Raw genomic sequence first — 20,486 nt, forward strand, 5'->3', positions numbered from 1 at the left:
TGTTTGAGCACAAGGCCAAATGCGCCAGGGTTTGAGATTATTTTCGCAGGGGGTGCCGAGCCGCAACGACGCGGTGGGGGACTGCGAAGGCCAGGGGCCTCCGGAGTAGTGTCGAGAGCCTCTCTGCGAAACCGGTGCGCAGCCCAAGAAGCCTTGGGCGAGATCTACGGCAGTAGATCCGGCAATGGCGCCGGAATCACGCTATCGCGTGGCCATCACGTCGAAGTGGTGGCCCCTTCCCACTTGCTTGAAGGCGTCGAACCCCGCGCTCCGCAACATCGACGCGATCCGGTCCTTGTCGGACCAGCGCTTGTCGACCTCATAGAAGATGCACTCGATCCGTGGGGCCTGGGAGCAGGCCAGCAACTGTTCGATCACAGTCGCTTCATGCCCTTCGACATCGACCTTGATCACCAGGGGCAAGTTACCGTCGAGCAAGCGATCGAGCTCAACCGCCGAAACCACTTCGATCGTCTCGGTTTCGGAATCCGATCCGGCGGCGGGACGCAAGGTGGCCATGCCGCTGTGCCCCCGCGGGACCGAGATCTCGATACGCTCGGCCTTGTCCGAAACGCCGAGCTTAAGCGCGGTGACCTTCTCGGATCCCGGATTGATCGCGACGTTGGCCGTCAGGGCCGCGAAAGTCGCCGCGACCGGTTCAAATGAAGTGACTTGCCGGCATTGGGGATTTTGCGCTGCAATCAGGCTGTAGAGACCCTGGTTTGCGCCCACGTCGACAAAGGCAAACTCCTCGCGACGGTTCGCCAGGTAGTCCGACAGGAAGCGGCCATAAGTCCCGGCTCGGCAGTACACGAACGTGCGGTCATCCCACCGCTGCCAAAGCCGCACGCCATAGGCTGTGGGGCCATGCACCGGGGGCTGGCCTGCAAGGCGGTTCCACGTCGCACGAACTCGCGCGATCGATAGCCACATGGTCTTGTGAGCAGTCTTGACGATGCCGTAGCGCCAGAAGCTCATGCTTGTTCACCTGCAGCGCAGCGGTCCAACCAGGTGACGATCGCATCGGCTGCCCGGTCGGCGGAGGGCCGCTCGTTCAGATCGAAGCTATAGGCGAAAAGGCGCTTCTGCATGTCGGTATACTCGTTGGGGTAGGCGAGCGCTTGATCGAGGGCGTGAGCCATGGCGTTAACCGAACTCACAACCGGACCGGCCTGCCAATGCGCAAAATCCGCTGAGCCCTGCCAATTGAGCTCCCTCGGATTGAGGAAGATGCACGGGCGCGGCCTGCGGATGAATTCGTAGACCTGGCTGCTCGCATCGCCGAGGTAAATGTCGGCTGCGTTGGTATAAGTCATATCCAGCGAGGCTGAACTACCCAGATCGACGTGGATGTGCGGCAAGCCCAGATAGTGCTCCGGCACTTGCGGCACTCGGGCAATGGAAAGCGGCGACAGCCCGATCGTCCAACGCTTGGCAAACAGCATCACGTGAGGGGCGAAGATCAGGTTGAACCGGTCCTGCCCGGCAAACCAGTCGAGGACGTCCGTCCCCATCCGGTACCACGAGGACAAGGCCGGCGAAGGATGCGGGTTGTAGAGCACCGTCGGGCGATCGTTGTCGAACAGCCGCGCAGCAGGCGCCGCGTCCCCGCAGAGGTCGAACTTGGGATAGCCGACGATCGCATATCCATCGGGCTTCAGCAGGCCGGCCTGCTCCAGCCGGTCCTTGATCTTCGCTCCGGAAAGCAGAACCAGGTCGAACCGTCCGCTGGCCGCATCGAAACCGACCGCGCGATCGCCCGCCCCATGGCGAGTGTGGATCAAGGCCACCTGCTCCAGCCCAAAGCGGGATTTAAGGAGGGTGGAAGTCTTCTCCGGCGCCACGAGCGCATCCAGGCCGCGGAACCGATCGGTGTTGCGGCGCAGGATGGAAATCCGGTCGACCGGCAAGGCTCCACCGGACAGGGAGGCCAGGAAACGGGTCGGGTTGGAGGGCGGGCTCAGTTGCTCGATGCGGCGGTCGTCGAACGAGTGGCCATCGGCCGCCCACGCGCGGCGAACTTCAGCCTCGGCGGCTCCGCCCGAAACGAACAGCTGCAGTTCGACGCCCGGGTAAAGCCGCGCAAGCGCCGAAGCGATCGGGATGGCGTGGCCGACCTGATGCCCCGCCGCGTGATTGAAGAGGAAGCCAACGCGCATGGATCACGCGGTCCGCCAATCGATTATCGGCCACCCCTTTTGCTGGGCAAGGGCCAGCATCTTCGGCGACGGATTGACCGCGAAAGCCTCGTCGGCCCATTCGCAAACGGCACTGTCCGAAGCGTGATCGGTGAAGAACCGGACATGCATTGCCTGCCGATCGATCTGTCTCTCCGACAAGGCATCGACGATCATTGTCAGCTTGTGCGCACCGTAGCAGTTCGTGCCCTGGACCCGATGGGTCAGGACGTCACCGCGACGGATCGCCCCGGTTGCCACGACATCGTCAATCGCCAGGCGTTTGGCGAGCGGTGCAATATAGAGCGAGGGTGCCGCCGTCGCGAGCACGACCGTGCGACCGGCCTCGCGCTCCGCAGCGATCCGCTCGATGGCCTGAGGATAGAGACCGTCGCGATGCAGCTGCACGGCGAATTCCTCTGCCAGCGCCAGCGCTTCCTCGCCGGGCACCGAGCCGCCCAGTGCGACCCAGTGCATGATCTCCTTCATCCGCGTGCGGGTGATCAATCCCGCCGCATAGGCCAACGCGGCTGGGACAAGGATCGGTGTCAGAACCACGCGCCACGGCGCGCGCCGTCGCATCGCGAACAGCAAAAACAAGCTGTAGGTCGGCTTCCGCGTGATCGTGCGGTCGACGTCGAAAATCGAAAGCTCGATCATTGAGGCAGGCGGGCCAGCATGCCTTCCACCAAGGAGTGATCCGCCAGTTTGTCAACGTCCACCCCGGCGTGGGCGAAGGGAATGCGCACCGGTCGCGCCTCGACACCCAGCTTGCGGCCCGCAGCACCGAAGGCTTCGATCAGCGTCAGACGCCGCAGGAGAAAGTTCAACAAGAGCGTTGGACCAAGCTTCCACGCCATGCGCCATGGCTTCTTGCGGTCGCCTTCGAGCGATTGCCAGTAGGTCAGCCCCTTGAACACCGCTCGCGAATTCAACGCGAAGAGATTGGCGCCGGTGACATCGACGTCGCGAAAGCGCAGCCAGGTCCTCTTGGAATCGAGCCCGTCGGTCTTGAAGGCCTCGCGATCGACCATGCCCACAGCAACGTCGCACTCTGCAGAGTGGTCGAGGAACCAGTCGAGCGTTCCCTTGTCGAGCAGAACGTGATCCGAGGTCGTGATCAGTACCGGCCAGTCGAGCCAATCCTGCCGCAGAGTTCCTTCGATCGAGCTGGCGATGCCCGACCCTGATGGCGCAAGGCGAACCCGCGGGTCCGCCCGGAACGGGGCGATAGCCGGATTATCAAACAGCAGCTCGGGATCCTGGGAGAGGACAAAAACCTCGCCGATCTGCGGATGCGACAGCAGTGTTTGCAGCACATGCGCCAGCATCGGCTTCCCGCCGAGCGGGACCAGCGATTTCGAAGCGACACCGAACTCCTGCGCAAGCGGATCGCCGCCCGGTCTATCGCCAGCCAGAAGTATGACATGCCAACGTGTTGCCTGGGACGTAGCGCACGCGGCGGTGACGGGACGCAATTCCATGCGTCGGTCATTTCAGACCAGCCTTGGATCGGTATGGGCGGAAGATTTATTTTCGCCCATGTTTGCCCCCGCAAGTATGTAGGAAACCAAATGTAGCGATAAGCTGGAGCTCACGCTCAATCTCTAGGCCGCCCCCCGAAGCACGACGGAGATGCATGCATGAAAGTTCCTGGGCTCCTGGCCATCGCACTGCTTGCGATCAGTAGCGCCGCGGTGGCGCAACGGCCGGCGTCGATTTCGGTGCTCGAGGCGGTGAAGATCGCCGAGCGCAACGGCAAGGGGCACGTGACCGACGTCGAGAAGGACCGTTGGGGCAAAAAGCCGGTCTACGAGGTAGAGGTCGTGCGCGGCACGAAGTCGCAAGAGTACATCATCGACGCGAGCACAGGGAAGATCCTGCGGCAGAACTCGTCAATGCTCAGAGACTTTTGGGAGGAGGTGTTCGGCCGATCGAACGAGGCCTATCTCAGCCGGGCCCACAGTTTGTCATCGATCATCGCCGCACTCGAGAACCGAACCGGAGGCAAGGTGCTTGCGGCGTCGTTCGACGTTGAGCGCGGCCAAGCCTACTATGAAGTGGAGTTTCTCAGCCAGATCGGCCGCACGAAGCTTTACCTCGATCCGGTAACCGGCCAGCGCCTCAACTTCATTCCCGACGATTAGGCCGTAAACGGTCTAGAACAGGAGTTATCGAAGACGTGCAGGTTCTGCTGATCGAGGATGACCCGCGAGTAGCCGATTTCGTGGCCGGCGGATTGCGGCAGGCCGGACATCAGGTCGACGTTCGGGATGACGGGAAGGACGGCTTGATCCAGGCCAGCTCGGAAGTTTACGATGTGATAGTCCTCGACCGAATGCTGCCCAATGTCGACGGCCTCAAGATCCTCCAGACACTCCGGGCGACCGGCGACACGACGCCGGTGCTGATATTGAGCGCCCTCGCCGATGTCGACGAGCGCGTTCGTGGACTGAAGGCCGGCGGCGACGATTATCTCGGCAAGCCCTTCGCGCTCTCTGAACTGCTGGCGCGCGTCGATGCCCTGGGGCGACGTGCTCCGCAGTCGGACGTCCCGGTCACCGGCTACCAGATCGACGATCTCGAGATCGACCTGCTGGGACATACGGCCCGTCGTGGCGGACGCCGCATCGACCTGACTTCGCGGGAGTTCCAGATACTCTCCTGCCTGGCCGAACACACCGGGAGGGTGGTGACGCGGAACATGCTGCTCGAACAAGTGTGGGACTACAGCTTCGACCCTCAGACGAACGTTATCGACCAGCACATCAGCAAGCTGAGGCAAAAGATCGACCACGAGTTTGAGAAGCAGTTGATCCACACCGTCCGCGGAAGCGGCTACGTGCTCCGCGCAGAATGAAGTACGCCCGCAGTTTCTCGCTGCGCCTGGCGCTGACTTATGTCGGGCTCTTCCTGCTTTCCGTCGGGCTGCTCGTGGGCTCGTTCTACTACGTCAGCGTGTACCGGCCCCATGAGGCCTTGAAGAGGCAGATCAGGCGCGAAGCGCTTCAGCTCGAACAGATCTACGCCGTCGATGGCGAAGCGGCGTTGATTACCGCGCTGGCCTCGCGCGCCGAGGAGCGCGGCGACAGGGCTGCGTTTCATGTCTTCATCGGCCCGGACGGCGATCTGAAGTCGGCCAACATCCCGACCTGGCCATCGGAGCGGGGTGAGCAGTGGCTCGATCTGGAAGCCGACATCTACACCGAAGGGGCCGAGTACGATCAGCATGCCTTCGCCCTCGACGTCGGGTTCGACAATGGGGCGAGGTTGATGGTCGGGCGCGATGCCGAGGATCTGGAGGAGCTTCGCGAGCTGCTTGGGAACGGCATGGTATGGCTGGTGGGCAGCAGTCTGTTTCTCGGCCTGCTCGGCGGCGGCCTGATCAGCCGGGCGATCGGTGTGCGGCTGGAGCAGATCTCAAAAGCGGCGATCCAGGTCATGGAGGGCGACCTGGCCGGAAGAGTCCCGGTTGACAGCAGCAACGACGATTTCGATCGGGTTAGCCAGACCCTCAACCAGATGCTCGATCGGATCGAAGATCTCTTTGCTTCGGTCAGGAGGGTGTCGGACAACGTGGCGCACGAGCTGAGGACCCCGCTTGCTCGCCTGCTCGCAGACATTGAAACACTGGAAGCGGAGTACCCGAGCGAGACCAATCCAGAGGTTAAAAGGATCGGAACCGAAGTTCGGCGGCTGCAGAAGATCTTCGACGGTCTGCTGAGGATTTCACGCATCGAAGCCGGGCGGCATGCGTTGGCCTTCGAACCCATCGCGGCTGCCACTTTGCTGGAGGACCTGAAGGAACTCTACGACCCCGCGGCCGAGGAACTGGGGGGCAGGATAAGGATCGAGGACGTCCCCTCCGACCAGTTCCGGGGCGATCGGGACCTGCTTTTCCAGGCGCTGACCAACCTGATCGACAACGCGATCAAGTACGGTGCTCCCGAACCCGACATCAGCCTTTCGGCATGCCACAAGGATGGTTCGGCCTGCTTCGTGGTTGCCAATCGCGGCCCTGAAGTCAGCGAACACATCCTACGGCGCGCAAGCGAGCGGTTCTTCAGAGGCGAGAATGCCAGCCAGAAGCCTGGAGAGGGACTTGGCCTCCCGGTGGTCCAGGCGATTGCCAAGGCCCACGACGGCAGCATGGAACTGAGCCACGCAAACGGCGTGACCGAGGCGCTTTTTTGCGTACCGTGGCGGCCGGTATCATAGCCTTAGACCACCGCCCCTGCTTGGCTGCGGCACGAGCACCCCTGTGTTTCTATTTGGGATGAGTTGAGAATAGACCTACTCTGAGAGCACCAATTCGGGCTAATTCGCGGCGACCGATCCGATGAAGGCGCGGAAAGGAATATATGCCCCGATCAAGGCGTGAGGTCTTTCTTTCGACGCGGAATACCCTGCTGTTTTCCGATCCCGAGAGACTCATCGGCATCGGACGCGCGGTGACCGTGGGCTTTGCCCTTTTGGCGATGTACCTTGACCCGACCCAACCCCGCAAATTCCAGTACGAAGTCAGCATCCTGCTGGCGAGCTATGCGGTCTTTGCGGCGGTCCTGCTCATAAAGCCGATCGATCGACCGACCCACAGCCTGGCCCACCTCTGGGTCCACCTGATTGACTCGCTTGTCCTTGGAATGTTGGCGTTCCTTTCGAACGAACTGACCAGCCCGTTCTTCTCCTTCTTCTCCTTCCCCTTGCTGGCCATGACCATACGCTGGGGCGTAAAGGGCACGATCTTCGGGGCGGCCATTCTCGAGATCATGCTGCTGGCCATCGGCATCCCGGATATCCTGGATGGCAATTCAGAGCTGAACTACCTGATCGTCCGTGGCGCCTATTTCTTGGTGTTCGCAACGATGCTGGGATACTTCGCAGCCTATCGCGAACAAAGCCGCGCCCGGCTGATAAGCCTCGCAAACTGGCCGGCCGACAATCTCGCCTACGACCAATATGCCTGGCTGAGCCGCATGTGCAGGCACGCGACATCCGTGCTCGACGGTGACGAACTGATCGTCGTCTGGCGCGAACAGGATAGCCCCCGCGGCTGCGTGGCGCATTGGCAGAGCGGCCAATTGTCGATCCAGCGCAATGCCGATCCGCAATACTGGAGCTGGGTCGAAATCGATGCGTTCGACCTGCTCCCCTCGCGCGGGGCGCGGGCAATCGACAGGGCAAGCCATTCGCGCCTGAAGTTGGCGCTAGGCATCGCAGACAAACCTTCGACGGCGAAGGAACCGACGGTCATTGCGGCAAGCTTCCATACCTTGCGGTTTACCGGCCTGTGCGCGATCTCAAATCCCGACAGCCGGCCCGAAGATGCGCTTTCGCTGGTAGAGATCATTGCCTCGCATTTCGCGGGCGAGCTCGAACGGTTCGACCTGGTTTCCCAGGTCTCGGATATCGCGCGTTCCGAAGAGCGAGAGACACTTGCGCGGGACCTCCACGACGGCGTGCTTCAGGACCTGACTGCGATCACGCTCAAGCTCCGCAACGCGTACGTCCCATTGCCTGAGCAAAAGCCCGTCCTGCGGGAGATCGAACTGCTCGTCGCCGAGCAACAGCGCAGGATCAGGTATTTCGTCGAAGGCCAGCGTGACCGCCGTTCGAGCCAGGCGTTTGACGCCTCCTCGGAACTGAGAGTCCTGGTCCAGCGACTGGCAAACCAGTGGGGTATCGACGTCGAGATCGAAGAGATCGACCTTCCGTCCAAGCTTCCCCGACCCGTGCTGGAGAACATCGAACAGCTTGTGTCCGAAGCAACCGCCAACGCCGTTCGTCACGGGGCCGCGCGACAGGTTCTCGTTCGCTTGTCAGGCGATTCCGATAAGCTCTCTTTGGTGATAAGGGATGACGGCAAGGGCATGGCCGACGGGAAGCTGGACAAGGGTTCGAGTTCATTGCGCTCGCGGCTCGACAAGTTTGGCGGCAGCATGTCCATTGGCCGCGCGTTTCCCGGCCTGGAGATCACGATGAGCATTCCCATGCGAGGCCGCGCGTGAACCGGACAGTCGTCCTGTGCGACGATCATCCGCTGTTGCTTCAAGGCCTGGTCGATCTGTTGCGGGGCGCCGGGGGGTTCGACATTCTCGATTCCACCACGAGCGGCCATCGGGCGCTGAGCCAGATCCGCAAGCTTCGGCCTGACATTGCCGTCCTCGACGTTTCGATGCCTGACATTGGCGGCCTCGACATCCTGAGGGCCGTACATACCGAGCGCCTGGGAGTCCGCGTGGTCTTCCTCACGGCGACCATTCCCGGCAAGAAGGTCGCCGAAGCGCTGTCCTACGGGATCTGGGGGCTGCTAACCAAGGACTACGCCACCGAGCACTTTCTCGAATGCCTGGAGACGGTCGCCGCGGGCGAACGGTGGTTGCCCAAGAACCTGCTCGAAAAGGTGGAACTGGACGAGGACCACGACATCGGCGCCCGGCTTGCCACGCTGACATTGCGCGAACTGGAGATCTCTCGCCTGGTGTGCCGCGGTTTGTCCAATCGCTCGATCGCGGCAGAGCTCGGTTCAGCCGAAGGAACGGTCAGCATCCACCTCGGGAACATCTATCGCAAGCTCGACATCTCCAGTCGGACCATGCTCGCCTCGCTCCTCGTCCAGCATCACATGCTGACTGACGACTAGCGATGGAAGCGACCGGGGACACCAAGTCCGCCTCCCCGGCAAGCGGGCGCTGGCGGTGGCTCAAGGCGGCGATTGGGGTTCTTTTCGGCGCCATTGCGCTGATCGTGCTTTGGCAGTCGGTCGACTATCGCGACGTCGCTGCCCATTTTGGCAAAGCTGCGGTGGCTCCGCTCATTGTCGGGCTAATCGCCTACGCGCTCGATTTCCTGCTCCGCGCTTACCGCTTCAAGATCCTGCTCGAAGGCACGCGGCACGAGATTCGCTTCCTCCCCACCGTGGCGCCCTTTGTCGCCAGCTTCGGCATCAACGACATCCTTCCCTTCCGCTTGGGCGACGGCTTTCGGGTTTTCTGGTTTCATGATCGCCTGAACCTGCCGCTGGGAAGAGTCCTGGGCGCGATGTTGCTCGAACGGCTGCTCGATCTCGTCACTATCGTGCTGCTGGCCTGCCTCGCCTTGATCGCCATCGATGTAGTGGTTTCGGACCAGGTGCTGGAGCGGCTTCGCTGGGTCATGATCGCGTGCTCGGTCGGCGGCGTCCTGGTCCTGTTCTCGCCGCTGGCGCTCCACCGCCTCGCCGGCCGCCTGCAACAATCGCCGCGGCGCGCGATCGCGCTGACAGGCAAGGGCATCGCGTCGATGTCGGACGCGATCAAGGAAGCCGGCACGCTTGGCCGCATGAGCCGGCTGATCGCCTTCTCGCTGCTTATCTGGCTACTCGAGAGCGTAGCGGCCTTGGCCGTGTGGGTTAGCCTCGGCGGTCCGCTTGGCGAATGGCTCAAGCCGTTCTTCGCCTTTACCATCGCGATGCTGGGCACGCTGGTGCCGGCCTTGCCGGGGCACTTCGGCTCGTTCGACTACTTTGGCGTGCTGTCGTTCCAGGCCGTCGGGGTCGAGGCCGATTTCGCGGCAGCGGTGATCCTGCTGCTGCATCTCTTGCTGTGGTTGCCCACTGCCCTCTTTGCGGTGGCGTGGCTGATCCTGGCGCCGAAAACCGGCAAGCGCGTTTTCAGGACAGCGTCTTGATGAGGCGCAGCACGCCTTGCCGCAGCGGCGCACGATGGGCGGTTTCCGCCTCTCCCCGCCCCGCGTGTTGCACGAACCAGTCATAGCTTTGCATCAGCATGGACTGGTTCGAATGAGCCGGCTTCCACCCCAGCGCCAGCAGCGGCTGAATGTCGAAGAAGCAGTCGCAGTGATAGGTCTGATAATGCCAAGGCGTCAGCCGCGACAGGCCAAGGGCGTGTAGAACCCGAAGCGACTGCACCGCCGGCCAGACCGGCAGCGATCTGACCTGCGAAGAGGTGCCGGCGTGCGCGATGAGCGCTTCGAGATCTTGGCGGAGTGTGCCGAAACTATCGGTCCCGACGTTGAAGGTGCCCTCCAGCCTCCGCTTCAACGCCAGCGAATGGAACGCGACCAGATCGTCGACATGGATGAATTGCTGGCGCTGCGCGCCGTTGCCGATGATCGGAATCGAGGCTCCGTCCCGGATCCAATCGAACAGGATATGGAAGATACCGAGGCGGCCTGGACCAAGGGTCACTCTCGGGCGGATGGTCGTTAGCGGGATCGAGGCTTCCTCAGTGACCTGCTTCATCGCGATCTCACCGGCGAGCTTCGAGCGGCCATAGTCCTCGATCGGACGCGGCACGACGTAGCTGGTGATCGCTCCGGGCCCGGTCAGTCCATAGACGGCCGTGGTGCTGAGATGGATGATGTGCCCGACATTGCCACGTGCCGCTGCCGCGGCGACGTTTCGCGTGCCATCGCGATTAACCTCGTAGTACCGCTGCCCCGCGGCGGACTGGGCTACCAGGGCCGCGTTGTGGTGGACCACGTCCACGCCGGCCATAGCGCGGGCCACGGCGGCTTCATCGGTGATCGAGCCGCGCTGGAATTCTATTTCCGGGAGCCGGGCCGGATCGTCGACAAGGTCCAACACTCGGACCCGTTCTCCCTGCATCGCCAGCTTTCGGGCAATCGCGCCGCCGATGAATCCCGTGCCGCCGGTGATCAAGTGAAGCATCGGCCGGGCTCAGGAGAACTGGCGTTCGATGGCGTCGAGGGCATTGCGGTGAGCAACGGCCATGACGGTCCCCTGCGGGTTCACCACAGTGGGCGTGCACAGCAGCGAGGCGTCCGCAATGTAGAGACCGTCAGTGCCGTGCACCTTCCCGAACGAATTGGCCGCGGTGCGCCTGTCGTTCTCCCCCATTGGGCAGGATGAGAAGACATGAACTGACGTAACGCTTCCGTCCGAGGCACTCAGGCTGGAGGGCATGAATTCCAGGCTCCGTGTCGAGGCGACGTCGGCATAGCCCGCCACGCACGGCATCACGCGAACCGCATCGGCCGCGCGCAGCGCCTCGCACAGCTTGCGCAGCCCGGTTCCCAGCACGTGGAGGTCGTTCGCGGTGAAGCCTATCCGGACCAACGGATCGGAAAAGCCAGGCAGGTTCCGTACGGTCGCTGTCCCGCCAGTCGTCTGCACGTAGTAGATGCCCATGCGCCGCGAGCGTTCGTGGACCAGGTCCCAAGCACCCTCTCGGTCGGACAAGGCCACGCCCAGCATCGGCCGCTTGCTGATGGAACACCCCATGCCGAAGGAGGGTTCGAATTCCTTGATCTGGTGAACCGGATCCAGGTCGCCCGCGAAATTCACGTCGCGCTCAAATTCGGCGACCACTTTGACCATCGGGTGAAAGCGCAGGCTGTTGCCGACGTTGTGCGTGAACCCGGATCGCCTCAAGAGCGCGGGAGTCTGCACTGCCCCGCAGGCCACGAACACTCGCTGCGCCCGAATCTCGATCGGCCGCGAGTGCCCGGCCTCGTCTTTCGCGCTGCCGGTCGCGAGCCAGGCGCCCGATACCCTGCGAAGGCGATCGATACGTGTGCGAGCGTTCAGACGCCCGCCTTTCTGCAGGAAGCGCCGGACGAATGTCTCCGACATCGACTGCCTGCGACCGCCCTTCCCGTCCGGATCATAGCTGAACAGCCGCGGCGCTTCGATCGATTGCCAGCCAAGCGCCTGTGCGCCGCGCTGCAATTGCTGCGACATCTCGGACGGCGCGCCCGGAACATATTCGACCCGCGCGATCTCCTCGCACGCCGCGAAGTGGGCCTTCATCGAGTTGAAGCCGAGGTTCTCGACACCGAAGTCCTTGCGCCAACTGTCGAGAATGAACTCCGGCGCCCGACGGTAGAGGCCGCGATTGACCTCGCTTCCGCCGCCCACGCAGCGTCCTTCCACCCAGGCCAGCTTCTGCCGCCCCAAGGCGACGCTGACGCCCCCGTTGCGATACTTGCGAAGCATCTCCTCACGGGAAAAATGCGCGGCAGAATCGAGCGAAAGATGCTCGCCCTCCTCGACCATGAGCACGTCATGCCCCGCCTCGACCAGCATGGTCCCGCTGACACATCCGCCCGGACCCGATCCTATGACAAGGATTCCCGCGGTCATGGCGTCCGGCTTGCTCATGCCGCGACCTTGTCGGTTTCAACGTCACCGTCGTCCTGGACCTGCGAATAGAGCCCGAACGCGGTGAAGGTCGTGTAGAAAGCGATCATCGACCGGCGAAAGCCGACGCGGCTCTCCCGCCAGGCCGCGACTTGCGCTTGCCGGCCTGGATGATCGAGCCGGTGAAAGCGAGTGCCGCGCAAAGGCACGCTCCACCAGTCGAACAGGACGGCGAGCCAGCGAAAGCCCACACGAAGGTAGTCGGGCATGACCTCGACGGTCTCCCGCACGTAGTGGCACACAACCGCGCGGTCGGCGACGCTGGCGGCCGGGCACATCTCGATAGCGATTGTGTCGACCAACGCGTCCGTCGCTCGGTCCGCTGCCTTACGCATGGCCGACCTCCGCCAGGATGGGAGCGAATACGCGGTCGCGGAAGTCCCGGAAGGTGGGTGAGCGGTCGTTCTTCCGGAACGACCGGATCAAGGTCGGCACCGAGATGGCGCGCGCGGCCTCCCAATCGCGATCGAACCGGTCACCGACGACGATGGCCTGATCGGGAGAGGTCGCAGTCCGATCAAGTATGAGTTGCAACCCTGCCGGATCCGGCTTGAAGCGATTGACCGCCGGGTCGGACGAGCAGACCGCTAGATCGGCCTTCAGTTCCAAGGTCGCAAGCTTCGGCTCCACCGGATAGTCGGACCAGGCCGCGATCGTGCGCCCATTCCGCTTCAAGGCGGAAAACAGCTCGGACGCCCCGCGCGTCCTGCGGCGTCTCAGGCGCGCCAGCGGCTCCTGCTCGATCCAGCGTTCGACGATCGAGCGAACATGCTCTTCGCTGCACCCACGGTCTTTGGCCGTGCGACGAAACTGTTCGTTGGAGACGCCGACAGATCGGGCGTCGCCAAGGCTTTCCCTGACTTTGCGGAAAGTCGACAGGACGCGGATCGTATCGAGCGTGCGCTGCTGCAAACTGTCTGCGATCAGGGCGCGCGCCATATCCAGCCGCAAGGGCCACTGATCGTAGAGTGTGCCATCCACGTCGAAGATGACCAGCTTGATGCCCGACCAGTCGACCCGCATGGGTTAACCTCCGGCCCCCTTCATCTCGACAGGCGTGAAAGTGCGCTCGGTCAGTTGGCGCAATTCCGGAATGTCCGCAAAGGACAGCAGCAGCAGAGCGAGAGCCGTGACCATCAGCATGGTCATCAGGCGCCGTGAACGGAACATCCTCTCGGGCCGTTGCGCGATCGAATCCTTCATCATCGCCAGCCAGAAATAGCATCCGAACAGACCCACGATGAAGGGAAACGCCAGGAGAAACTCGAGCCGGTACTTGATCAGGAACACGCCGACGAAGAACGACGAGACCATCGCGTAGACCAGGCAGCTGACCGTCAGGCTTTCCGCCGTGTAGCCGCTGAACGATCGGCGGTAGCTTTGCAGCGTCGCGAGCCCTTCGCTTGCGACGATATCGCGATACTCGGACAGGCGCTTCGATCCCATCAGGAACGCCCCACCGAACCAATAGGCCAGAAGCAAGCTGAGCGGCGGGAGGCTGGTCTGGTCGATCATCAGCCAGCCGAGAGTCAGCCGTATCGGGTTGTTGACCGATTCAGAGATCACATCGACGAATGGCCGGTCCTTCGACCGGATCGGGCGGACGTTGTAGATCAGCCCAGAGATCAGGAACGCTGCCGAGGCGAGGAAGAAATAGCCACCCAGCGCCTTGGCGAGCACCATGCCGAGCACGGCGAAAATCAGGTATTCCGCCGTGACCAGAGCTGGCGAGAGCGAGCAGGCGACAGCCGCCCGGCGCGATTTTGTCGGATGGTGGGCGTCGAACTCCCGATCCAGCCATTCGTTGATCACGTAGTTCGCCGAAGCGATGGCGATCGCCGACAACAAGCCAACCGGAACCTTCCACACGGCATCGGCCAATGACGGCTCGCGCAGCGTGTAGGCCAGGACAATACCCGGCAGAATGAAGACGTGCTTGGTGATGTGATCGAAGCGCGCGAGCGACAGGTAATCGCTCAGCTTCGATTGCCGCGACGCGACGGGCGCGATGACCTCAGTCACCTTGAGCGCTTTCGCTGCCGTCGGAAACCAGGCGATAGACCCTGCCGTCGGCGAAGTCCCCGACCAACGTCACCGGCAGGGAGGCGGCAACAACCTGCTCGTCCGCCAAGTAGAACCGCCAGTCGATGCCGTCGAAGAACACGATGGCGATCTCGCCTGAGTTCGCTTCTTCCCGGATCCGTCCGAGTTGTTTCTCCAGCGGATTGCCGGGCTCAGGCAGGTTGGTGCGCAACTGCTTCTCGTGTGGGCTGAACCCGGCAGTCCGCCCGGTCATGTAGGCGATCACGTCAGGCGCGTTCGAATAGATGCGCGTTCCGGCCGGGAGCGTCCTGACCTTGGCCATCGTGGGCGAGTTGCGCCACTGGATCGACTGGAAGCCATAGCCCTCACGAGCCACTTCGATAGTGCGCGAGCTTGTCCTGACCAGGTGGCCGGCGAGGACCACAACGGAGAGCGCGGCGAGGCCATAGAGAGCCACGCGCTCGACGAGGACGTCTCGCGTCAGCTTCGAAGCCTCGATCGACACCAGCATGACCAGGAGCGCGTAAGCCGGGAAAGCGTATCGGCCCGTCAGGCTGAGATTGGCCTCGATCGAAACCGACAGGCCCACGAAGGCCAGGTAGAAGACGAAGAAGGCCCCGAGGATGAGCGGCAGCGAAATCGCCGCGTCGTCAACTCCAGCTTCCGGGTCACGGCGCAACTGACGCGCAGTGAGTAACCAGCGCCAGGCGGCAAAGCAGATCACGGTCAAGACCGCGAGAAAGCGTATCGAGAAGGGAGCCGGTTTCGGCAGGACCCATGCCGCCATTGCCCCGGCGCTGGCGCGCCACTCTGCCGGACCCATCGTCCCGTAGAACCAGAGATCGCGACCGATCGAACGTCCTACTTCCAACTGGCTGATCACGACCCAGGTGAAGAACAGGACTCCGCTCAACCCACCCAGGATGGCGATATCCTTGATCTTCGCCGCGAGCGCTCTCCCAGGAACGAGCAGGATCACACAAGCGATCGCCGCGCCGAGCGGGGGCATGGTGAAGCGGGTCAGCGAACCGACGGCAATCAAGAGCGCCGAAATGATGAGCCAGGAAAGCCGCTCGCTCTCGAAGTAGTTCAGGATCGCCCACAGGGTCAGCAACACACACAGCAGGAACGGCGGTTCCGACAACGCGCCAGTATGAAGTGTGACGAATTGAGGCGAGAATGCGATCAGGGCCGTTCCTGCGAAGGCAAACACCCATCCCTTGGTAGCCCGGGCGATGAGCGCAAAGACCAGGCTGACATTGGCGACTATGAAGATCGCCGCGAAGAACATCGCCACTTGGTCAAAGGTGAAGCCCAGGGCCCGCCCGCCGACGAGCAGCCAGTGGTACATCGGCGCATCGAACCCGACCGGGCTGAGACCCATGTAGCGAGTGCTGTCGATGTAGATGCCAATGCCCTGCCAGGTGTTCGCTATGAACAAGCCGATCGAGGGGATCAGCACTGCCAGCCACGCCAGAATCAGCTGCCGGTTGGTGGCGCTACTGTCGCGGCTTCGAGTGGATGCCTGCGTGGGGAAGAGCGTAGCCATCAGCCAAATATTCGCTTGATGTTCTTGGCAACGAAGCGGACCGTGGCATCCGCAATCCCGCGCCCGAGAACGTCGTCCAGCGCATCGACCAGCCGATCGACTTGCGCTTCATCGACGATGTAGGGTGGCATGAAGTGCAGCACTTCACGCGCGCCCGGCTGGAAGTGCGCCAGGATCGAGTGCCGCTCGAACAGTTCGCGAGTCAGCGCGCCAATCAATACCGTTTGATAGGTCACGAACACCGGGTTCTTGCGAATGTCGACCAGTTTGGCCGCAAGCTCCTCGCCGAAGTTCAGGCGCACCGCCTGGAAACAGCCTTTGCCCCTGAGCTCGACGATGGTGTGCGGGTACTTGATCCTCAGGCGCGCTAGACCGGCTTTCAGGTGCTCGCCGATGCGGCCCGCGCGTTCGATCAGCCGCTCGCCTTCGAGGATGTTGAGCGTCTCGATGGCAACGGCACAGGACTCGCCCATCCCGCTGAAGCTCGAGCTGTGGAGGTTGCAGTCGTTCTTGCTGCCGTAGGCGTTGTCCCACAGCGCCTGCGAGGTGACCATCGCCGCCATCTCGCGTTTGCCGCCGCCCAGGGTCTTGCCCATGGTGACGATGTCGGGAACGGCCTCGGAGTGCTGGAAGGCGCAGAACTGCCCGGTCCGCCCCATGCCGACCTTGATCTCGTCGAAGATCGTCAGGATGTCCGCTTCGCGGCAGATGCGCACGAATTCCTCAAGGTAACCCGGCGGCGGGGTCTCGCACGATGTGCCGCGGATCGTCTCGACGATCCCGGCGATGATGCGGTTCCCCTTGGCCTGGGTCTCCCGCTGAATGGCTTCGCGCACGGATTCGATATTGCCGAATTCGGCGTAGATCATGTTCTCCTTGGGAACGCCCAGGAGGAAACCGGTCTGGACGTCGGTCGCCGTGGTCAGCGACAGCGCTCCGTGGGTCTTGCCGTGGAACGCACCCCGCATGCACAGGAACTTGGTCTTGCCCTTGGGCGTCTGCACCCGCTCCGCGAGCTTCATCGCCGCCTCGTTGGCCTCGGCGCCCGACACGGCCAGGAAGGAAACGTCGAGCGGTTCGGGCAGCATGCGCGAAATATTGTAGGCCAGCGCACCCTGCAGCTTGTGCGGGGCGATCTTGATGCAATCGATCACATGCTCGTCGTGGCATCGGCGTTCGGCGGCGATGATCCGCGGGTGATTGTGACCCAGCCCGAGAACTCCGAACCCGCCTGAGAAATCCAGGATCTTGCGGCCATCGGTGAGGGTAATCTCAGCGCCCTGCGCGCTAGCGATATCGATGTCCCGCAGGCCCAGAATATCGAACACCTGCAACATGTACTTGTTCAGGTGCTGCGAATAGAGCTCCATTGCCGCTGCGTTGTCGAGGCCCAGGCACTGATCGAGGGTCAACAGGCTCTTACCGACAAGCCGGTCCCGTCGCATTTCTGGTGCTCTACCGATTGCCGTCACGGAGAATCCTCACTGAAAGGTCTCCTTTTCTTTAGCCCATGCGAAAACTCAGCGGCATCTACAGACCTCCATAGTCCCGATGGGCAGCGCACCTCTCCAAAGCAGTAGTCTTTTGGGTACGGCCGCGGCGGAAGGCGGACAGAGTTCGAATTTCGCGCCCTGTCTTAATCCGCCGGTTGGGATTGCTGCGTTGCACTGCTAGGGGCCCCGCCGGACATGATCACGATCAACAACATCACTGTGCGCCTCGGCGGCCGCACGATCCTCGACCGCGCCTCGGCTGCTATCCCTCCAGGCGGCCGTGTCGGGCTGATTGGCCGCAATGGCGCGGGCAAGTCGACCTTGATGAAGGTCCTTGTGGGCCAGCTCGATCCTGACGAAGGGTCCATCGAAATGCCCCGCCGCACGAAGCTGGGCTATATCGCTCAAGAAGCGCCAAACGGGACCATTACTCCGTTTGAGGCAGTGCTCGCTGCGGACGTTGAGCGGGCGCAATTGCTTGACGAAGCAGAACATTGCACCGATCCCGACCGGCTTGGCGACATTCACGAGCGACTGCTCGCCATCGACGCCTATACCGCCCCCTCACGTGCGGCGATCATCCTGACGGGGCTCGGCTTCGACGAGGACATGCAGGCGCGGCCGCTCGACAGCTTCTCCGGCGGTTGGAAAATGCGCGTGGCTCTGGCTGCGCTGCTATTCTCGGCGCCCGACGTGCTCCTGCTCGACGAACCGTCAAACCACCTCGACCTCGAATCGACGCTGTGGCTGGAGAACTTTCTCAAGGCCTATCCCGGAACGCTGATCATCATCAGCCACGAACGCGACCTGCTTAACAACGTGGTCGACACGATCGTCCACCTGCAAGGCGGCAAGCTGACCCTCTACCCCGGCGGCTATGACGCGTTCGAGACCCAGCGGGCCGAGCGCGCCGCGCAGCTGGCCGCGGCGAAAGCCTCGCAGGATGCCCAGCGCGCCAGGCTGCAGGACTATGTCGCGCGCAACAGCGCCCGCGCCTCGACCGCGAAACAGGCCCAGTCGCGCGCCAAGATGCTGTCCAAGATGCAGCCCATTGCCGCGCTGATGGAGGACCCGAGCCTCAGCTTCGACTTCCCCAGCCCCGACGAGATGCGCCCGCCGCTGATCACGCTCGACCTGGCGGCGGTGGGATATGGTGGAACGCCGATCCTCCAGCGGCTCAACCTGCGGATCGATCCCGACGACCGGATCGCGCTGCTCGGCCGCAACGGTAACGGCAAGACCACGCTCGCGCGCCTTCTGGCCGCACAGCTCAGCCCGCTCGATGGCCAGATGCAGGCCTCGGGCCGGATGCGGGTCGGCTATTTCACCCAGTACCAGGTGGAAGAACTCGCCTCCGACGATACGCCGCTTGAGCACATGACCCGAGCCATGAAGGGCATGACGCCGGGCGCGGTCAGGGCCCAGCTCGGCCGGTTCGGGTTCTCAGGCAATCGCGCCATGACCAAGGTCGGCCAGCTCTCCGGCGGAGAACGCGCCAGGCTGGCGCTGGCGTTGATCACGCGCGATGCGCCGCATTTGCTGATCCTCGACGAACCGACCAACCACCTCGACGTCGACGCACGCGAGGCCCTGGTTCAGGCGCTCAACGACTTCGACGGGGCGGTCATCCTGATCAGCCACGACCGCCACATGGTCGAACTGACCGCCGACCGCCTGGTACTCGTCGATAACGGCACTGCGGTGGACTACGCAGGCAGTATCGAAGACTACATCGACTTCGTGCTGGGCCGGAACCAGCCAAAGGCGGGTTCGCGACCGAAGGGCGAGAAGAAGGACCGCAAGGCCGCCGCCCAGGCGCGCGAGGAGGCCCGGCAGATCGGCAAGGAAGTCTCGGACGCGGAAGCGGCGATCGCGCGGCTGCACGCCCAGGCCACCAGCATCGACCTTGCGATGGCCGACCCCACGTCGGCGGAGGCAGCGCTCCGCGGGCTGACGATGGGCGAGCTTGCTCGCCGGAGAGCGGAAATCGGCGAGGAGCTTGAACGCGCGGAGCTGCGCTGGATGGCCGCAAGCGAGCGCCTGGAAGGTCAAGCCGCGTAATTGCTGGAGAGGCTGGGTGCGAACCAGGCTGAGCATCTGCAAGAAGAAGGTACGCTACGGCTCTGAAGAGGACGCCACTGCAGCTGCGCTGCGTGATGGCTTGCGGCTCAGGCCCTATCGCTGCGATCGATGCGGCAGGTTTCACCTGACCAGCCGGACCAAGGGCAAGCGGGTGCCGACATACGAGCGTCAGGGTGAGCCCACCCAGTCGCAAGGTACCGACAAGTGACCCTGGCGCGCTAGCCTTGATCCCCGGACGGCGAATGGCCTTCCGGCTTCTCCCCGACCTCTACCAACCCGTGCCCGACGCTGACTCTTTCGTCGAAGACGAAGCAGCTACCCTGCCAGCGGCTCTCGCTCTCGGGCACCTGCTCCAGGTAGGCGAGTATCCCCCCCTTTAGATGGACGACATCGTCCACGCCCTCTGCGCGCAGGAATGCGGTCGACTTCTCGCAGCGGATGCCGCCGGTGCAGTACATCGCGATGCGTTTGCCGGCGAAGGTCTGGGCATTGGCGCGCCACCATCCGGGAAAGTCGCCAAAGGCCTGGGTCTGCGGATTCACCGCACCATCGAAGCTGCCATAGCTCACTTCGAAAGCGTTCCGCGTATCGATCAGCACCGTGTTGGGATCGTCTGCCAGTGCATTCCAGGCAGCGGGGTCGATGTAGGTTCCAGCATCGCGCGCCGGGTCGATCCCCGGAACCTTCATGGTCACGATTTCCTTCTTCAGCCGCACCTTCAGCCGCTGAAATGGCATCGACGCCGCCAGCGAATATTTGACGTCGAGTTCGGCGCAGCCAGGAAGCCCCCTTATGTGCTCGATTACCGCCGCGATCGCCACGGCACTGCCCGCGATCGTCCCGTTGATCCCTTCACGCGCAAGCAGCAGCGTGCCTTTGACCCCCTGTTCCGCGCACAAGCCGAGCAGCGGCTCACGCAGCGCGGCGGGCTCGTCGAAAGGCGCAAAACGGTAGAGGGCGGCAACGGTAAGACTCATCGC

Annotated in this window: 20 protein-coding genes; 8 read left to right on the plus strand and 12 right to left on the minus strand. The window is 63.0% G+C overall.

Annotation, left to right across the window (positions count from 1 at the left end):
- Positions 1–201 precede the first annotated feature (201 nt).
- Genes ASD76_RS10735 through ASD76_RS10750 form a run of 4 tightly spaced genes read right to left on the minus strand, consistent with a single transcriptional unit; the run spans position 202 to position 3,661 of the window.
- On the minus strand, positions 202–978 hold the full coding sequence (locus ASD76_RS10735; protein WP_055922367.1) for an FkbM family methyltransferase: 777 nt from the start codon (positions 976–978) through the stop codon (positions 202–204).
- Entirely contained in the window at positions 975–2,159 is a 1,185-nt protein-coding gene (locus tag ASD76_RS10740) for a hypothetical protein (RefSeq protein ID WP_055922370.1), read from the minus strand. Before ASD76_RS10740 ends, ASD76_RS10735 begins: the two co-directional genes overlap by 4 nt.
- Before the next feature lie 3 nt (positions 2,160–2,162).
- Complete coding sequence (locus ASD76_RS10745; protein WP_055922373.1) at positions 2,163–2,837, minus strand: HAD family hydrolase; 675 nt, start codon at positions 2,835–2,837, stop codon at positions 2,163–2,165.
- Positions 2,834–3,661, minus strand: a complete 828-nt coding sequence (locus ASD76_RS10750) for a nucleotidyltransferase family protein (protein ID WP_055922376.1) — start codon at positions 3,659–3,661, stop codon at positions 2,834–2,836. Before ASD76_RS10750 ends, ASD76_RS10745 begins: the two co-directional genes overlap by 4 nt.
- 159 nt (positions 3,662–3,820) lie before the next feature.
- Between ASD76_RS10750 and ASD76_RS10755 the strand changes: the two genes are divergently transcribed.
- The 6 genes from ASD76_RS10755 to ASD76_RS10780 all read left to right on the plus strand — a co-directional run bounded on the left by ASD76_RS10755 (position 3,821) and on the right by ASD76_RS10780 (position 9,845).
- Complete coding sequence (locus ASD76_RS10755; protein WP_055922381.1) at positions 3,821–4,324, plus strand: PepSY domain-containing protein; 504 nt, start codon at positions 3,821–3,823, stop codon at positions 4,322–4,324.
- 35 nt (positions 4,325–4,359) lie between these two features.
- On the plus strand, positions 4,360–5,037 hold the full coding sequence (locus tag ASD76_RS10760; protein WP_055922384.1) for a response regulator transcription factor: 678 nt from the start codon (positions 4,360–4,362) through the stop codon (positions 5,035–5,037).
- Positions 5,034–6,395: an ATP-binding protein gene (locus tag ASD76_RS10765; protein WP_055922387.1), complete on the plus strand. Its 1,362-nt coding sequence runs from the start codon at positions 5,034–5,036 to the stop codon at positions 6,393–6,395. Before ASD76_RS10760 ends, ASD76_RS10765 begins: the two co-directional genes overlap by 4 nt.
- Before the next feature lie 143 nt (positions 6,396–6,538).
- Positions 6,539–8,185: an ATP-binding protein gene (locus ASD76_RS10770; protein WP_082553728.1), complete on the plus strand. Its 1,647-nt coding sequence runs from the start codon at positions 6,539–6,541 to the stop codon at positions 8,183–8,185.
- Positions 8,182–8,820: a response regulator gene (locus ASD76_RS10775; protein ID WP_055922393.1), complete on the plus strand. Its 639-nt coding sequence runs from the start codon at positions 8,182–8,184 to the stop codon at positions 8,818–8,820. Before ASD76_RS10770 ends, ASD76_RS10775 begins: the two co-directional genes overlap by 4 nt.
- Before the next feature lie 2 nt (positions 8,821–8,822).
- Entirely contained in the window at positions 8,823–9,845 is a 1,023-nt protein-coding gene (locus tag ASD76_RS10780; protein WP_055922397.1) for a lysylphosphatidylglycerol synthase transmembrane domain-containing protein, read from the plus strand.
- Here the strand turns inward: ASD76_RS10780 and ASD76_RS10785 are convergent.
- Genes ASD76_RS10785 through ASD76_RS10815 form a run of 7 tightly spaced genes read right to left on the minus strand, consistent with a single transcriptional unit; the run spans position 9,829 to position 17,343 of the window.
- A complete protein-coding gene (locus ASD76_RS10785; RefSeq protein WP_055922399.1) occupies positions 9,829–10,848 on the minus strand; it encodes an NAD-dependent epimerase/dehydratase family protein in 1,020 nt (339 codons plus the stop codon). The two genes, ASD76_RS10780 and ASD76_RS10785, sit on opposite strands and share 17 nt — an antisense overlap.
- A gap of 9 nt (positions 10,849–10,857) precedes the next feature.
- Positions 10,858–12,300 (minus strand): GMC family oxidoreductase, encoded by a 1,443-nt coding sequence (locus ASD76_RS10790; protein WP_055922401.1) that lies wholly within the window; start codon positions 12,298–12,300, stop codon positions 10,858–10,860.
- The gene (locus ASD76_RS10795) at positions 12,297–12,674 is read right to left on the minus strand and encodes a hypothetical protein (RefSeq protein ID WP_055922411.1); all 378 of its coding nucleotides are present in this window, start codon (positions 12,672–12,674) and stop codon (positions 12,297–12,299) included. The genes ASD76_RS10790 and ASD76_RS10795 overlap by 4 nt, the downstream gene beginning before the upstream one ends.
- Positions 12,667–13,362: an HAD family hydrolase gene (locus tag ASD76_RS10800; RefSeq protein ID WP_055922414.1), complete on the minus strand. Its 696-nt coding sequence runs from the start codon at positions 13,360–13,362 to the stop codon at positions 12,667–12,669. Before ASD76_RS10800 ends, ASD76_RS10795 begins: the two co-directional genes overlap by 8 nt.
- Before the next feature lie 3 nt (positions 13,363–13,365).
- The gene (locus ASD76_RS10805; RefSeq protein ID WP_055922417.1) at positions 13,366–14,361 is read right to left on the minus strand and encodes a UbiA family prenyltransferase; all 996 of its coding nucleotides are present in this window, start codon (positions 14,359–14,361) and stop codon (positions 13,366–13,368) included.
- Positions 14,354–15,931 (minus strand): glycosyltransferase family 39 protein, encoded by a 1,578-nt coding sequence (locus ASD76_RS10810; RefSeq protein ID WP_055922420.1) that lies wholly within the window; start codon positions 15,929–15,931, stop codon positions 14,354–14,356. The genes ASD76_RS10805 and ASD76_RS10810 overlap by 8 nt, the downstream gene beginning before the upstream one ends.
- Entirely contained in the window at positions 15,931–17,343 is a 1,413-nt protein-coding gene (locus tag ASD76_RS10815; protein ID WP_162249658.1) for an aspartate aminotransferase family protein, read from the minus strand. Before ASD76_RS10815 ends, ASD76_RS10810 begins: the two co-directional genes overlap by 1 nt.
- 276 nt (positions 17,344–17,619) lie before the next feature.
- Between ASD76_RS10815 and ASD76_RS10820 the strand changes: the two genes are divergently transcribed.
- Positions 17,620–19,485 (plus strand): ABC-F family ATP-binding cassette domain-containing protein, encoded by a 1,866-nt coding sequence (locus ASD76_RS10820; RefSeq protein WP_055922427.1) that lies wholly within the window; start codon positions 17,620–17,622, stop codon positions 19,483–19,485.
- A 16-nt stretch (positions 19,486–19,501) separates the two neighbouring features.
- Complete coding sequence (locus tag ASD76_RS17955) at positions 19,502–19,714, plus strand: hypothetical protein (protein ID WP_082553729.1); 213 nt, start codon at positions 19,502–19,504, stop codon at positions 19,712–19,714.
- A 10-nt stretch (positions 19,715–19,724) separates the two neighbouring features.
- On the opposite strand, the gene ASD76_RS10825 is transcribed toward ASD76_RS17955, so the two are convergent.
- A complete protein-coding gene (locus ASD76_RS10825) occupies positions 19,725–20,483 on the minus strand; it encodes a rhodanese-related sulfurtransferase (protein ID WP_055922430.1) in 759 nt (252 codons plus the stop codon).
- Positions 20,484–20,486: the final 3 nt, after the last annotated feature.

It is taken from the genome of Altererythrobacter sp. Root672 (assembly GCF_001427865.1).
GTDB lineage: Bacteria > Pseudomonadota > Alphaproteobacteria > Sphingomonadales > Sphingomonadaceae > Croceibacterium_A.

What these genes read in the sequence shown, in the direction of transcription:
- ASD76_RS10745 (WP_055922373.1), bottom strand. Translation starts at nt 2,837, where the DNA reads ATGATCGAGCTTTCGATTTTCGACGTCGACCGCACGATCACGCGGAAG.
- ASD76_RS10780 (WP_055922397.1), top strand. Translation starts at nt 8,823, where the DNA reads ATGGAAGCGACCGGGGACACCAAGTCCGCCTCCCCGGCAAGCGGGCGC.
- ASD76_RS10810 (WP_055922420.1), bottom strand. Translation starts at nt 15,931, where the DNA reads ATGGCTACGCTCTTCCCCACGCAGGCATCCACTCGAAGCCGCGACAGT.
- ASD76_RS10735 (WP_055922367.1), bottom strand. Translation starts at nt 978, where the DNA reads ATGAGCTTCTGGCGCTACGGCATCGTCAAGACTGCTCACAAGACCATG.
- ASD76_RS10765 (WP_055922387.1), top strand. Translation starts at nt 5,034, where the DNA reads ATGAAGTACGCCCGCAGTTTCTCGCTGCGCCTGGCGCTGACTTATGTC.
- ASD76_RS10755 (WP_055922381.1), top strand. Translation starts at nt 3,821, where the DNA reads ATGAAAGTTCCTGGGCTCCTGGCCATCGCACTGCTTGCGATCAGTAGC.
- ASD76_RS10790 (WP_055922401.1), bottom strand. Translation starts at nt 12,300, where the DNA reads ATGAGCAAGCCGGACGCCATGACCGCGGGAATCCTTGTCATAGGATCG.
- ASD76_RS10820 (WP_055922427.1), top strand. Translation starts at nt 17,620, where the DNA reads ATGATCACGATCAACAACATCACTGTGCGCCTCGGCGGCCGCACGATC.
- ASD76_RS10795 (WP_055922411.1), bottom strand. Translation starts at nt 12,674, where the DNA reads ATGCGTAAGGCAGCGGACCGAGCGACGGACGCGTTGGTCGACACAATC.
- ASD76_RS10785 (WP_055922399.1), bottom strand. Translation starts at nt 10,848, where the DNA reads ATGCTTCACTTGATCACCGGCGGCACGGGATTCATCGGCGGCGCGATT.
- ASD76_RS10825 (WP_055922430.1), bottom strand. Translation starts at nt 20,483, where the DNA reads ATGAGTCTTACCGTTGCCGCCCTCTACCGTTTTGCGCCTTTCGACGAG.
- ASD76_RS10750 (WP_055922376.1), bottom strand. Translation starts at nt 3,661, where the DNA reads ATGGAATTGCGTCCCGTCACCGCCGCGTGCGCTACGTCCCAGGCAACA.
- ASD76_RS10740 (WP_055922370.1), bottom strand. Translation starts at nt 2,159, where the DNA reads ATGCGCGTTGGCTTCCTCTTCAATCACGCGGCGGGGCATCAGGTCGGC.
- ASD76_RS10770 (WP_082553728.1), top strand. Translation starts at nt 6,539, where the DNA reads ATGCCCCGATCAAGGCGTGAGGTCTTTCTTTCGACGCGGAATACCCTG.
- ASD76_RS10800 (WP_055922414.1), bottom strand. Translation starts at nt 13,362, where the DNA reads ATGCGGGTCGACTGGTCGGGCATCAAGCTGGTCATCTTCGACGTGGAT.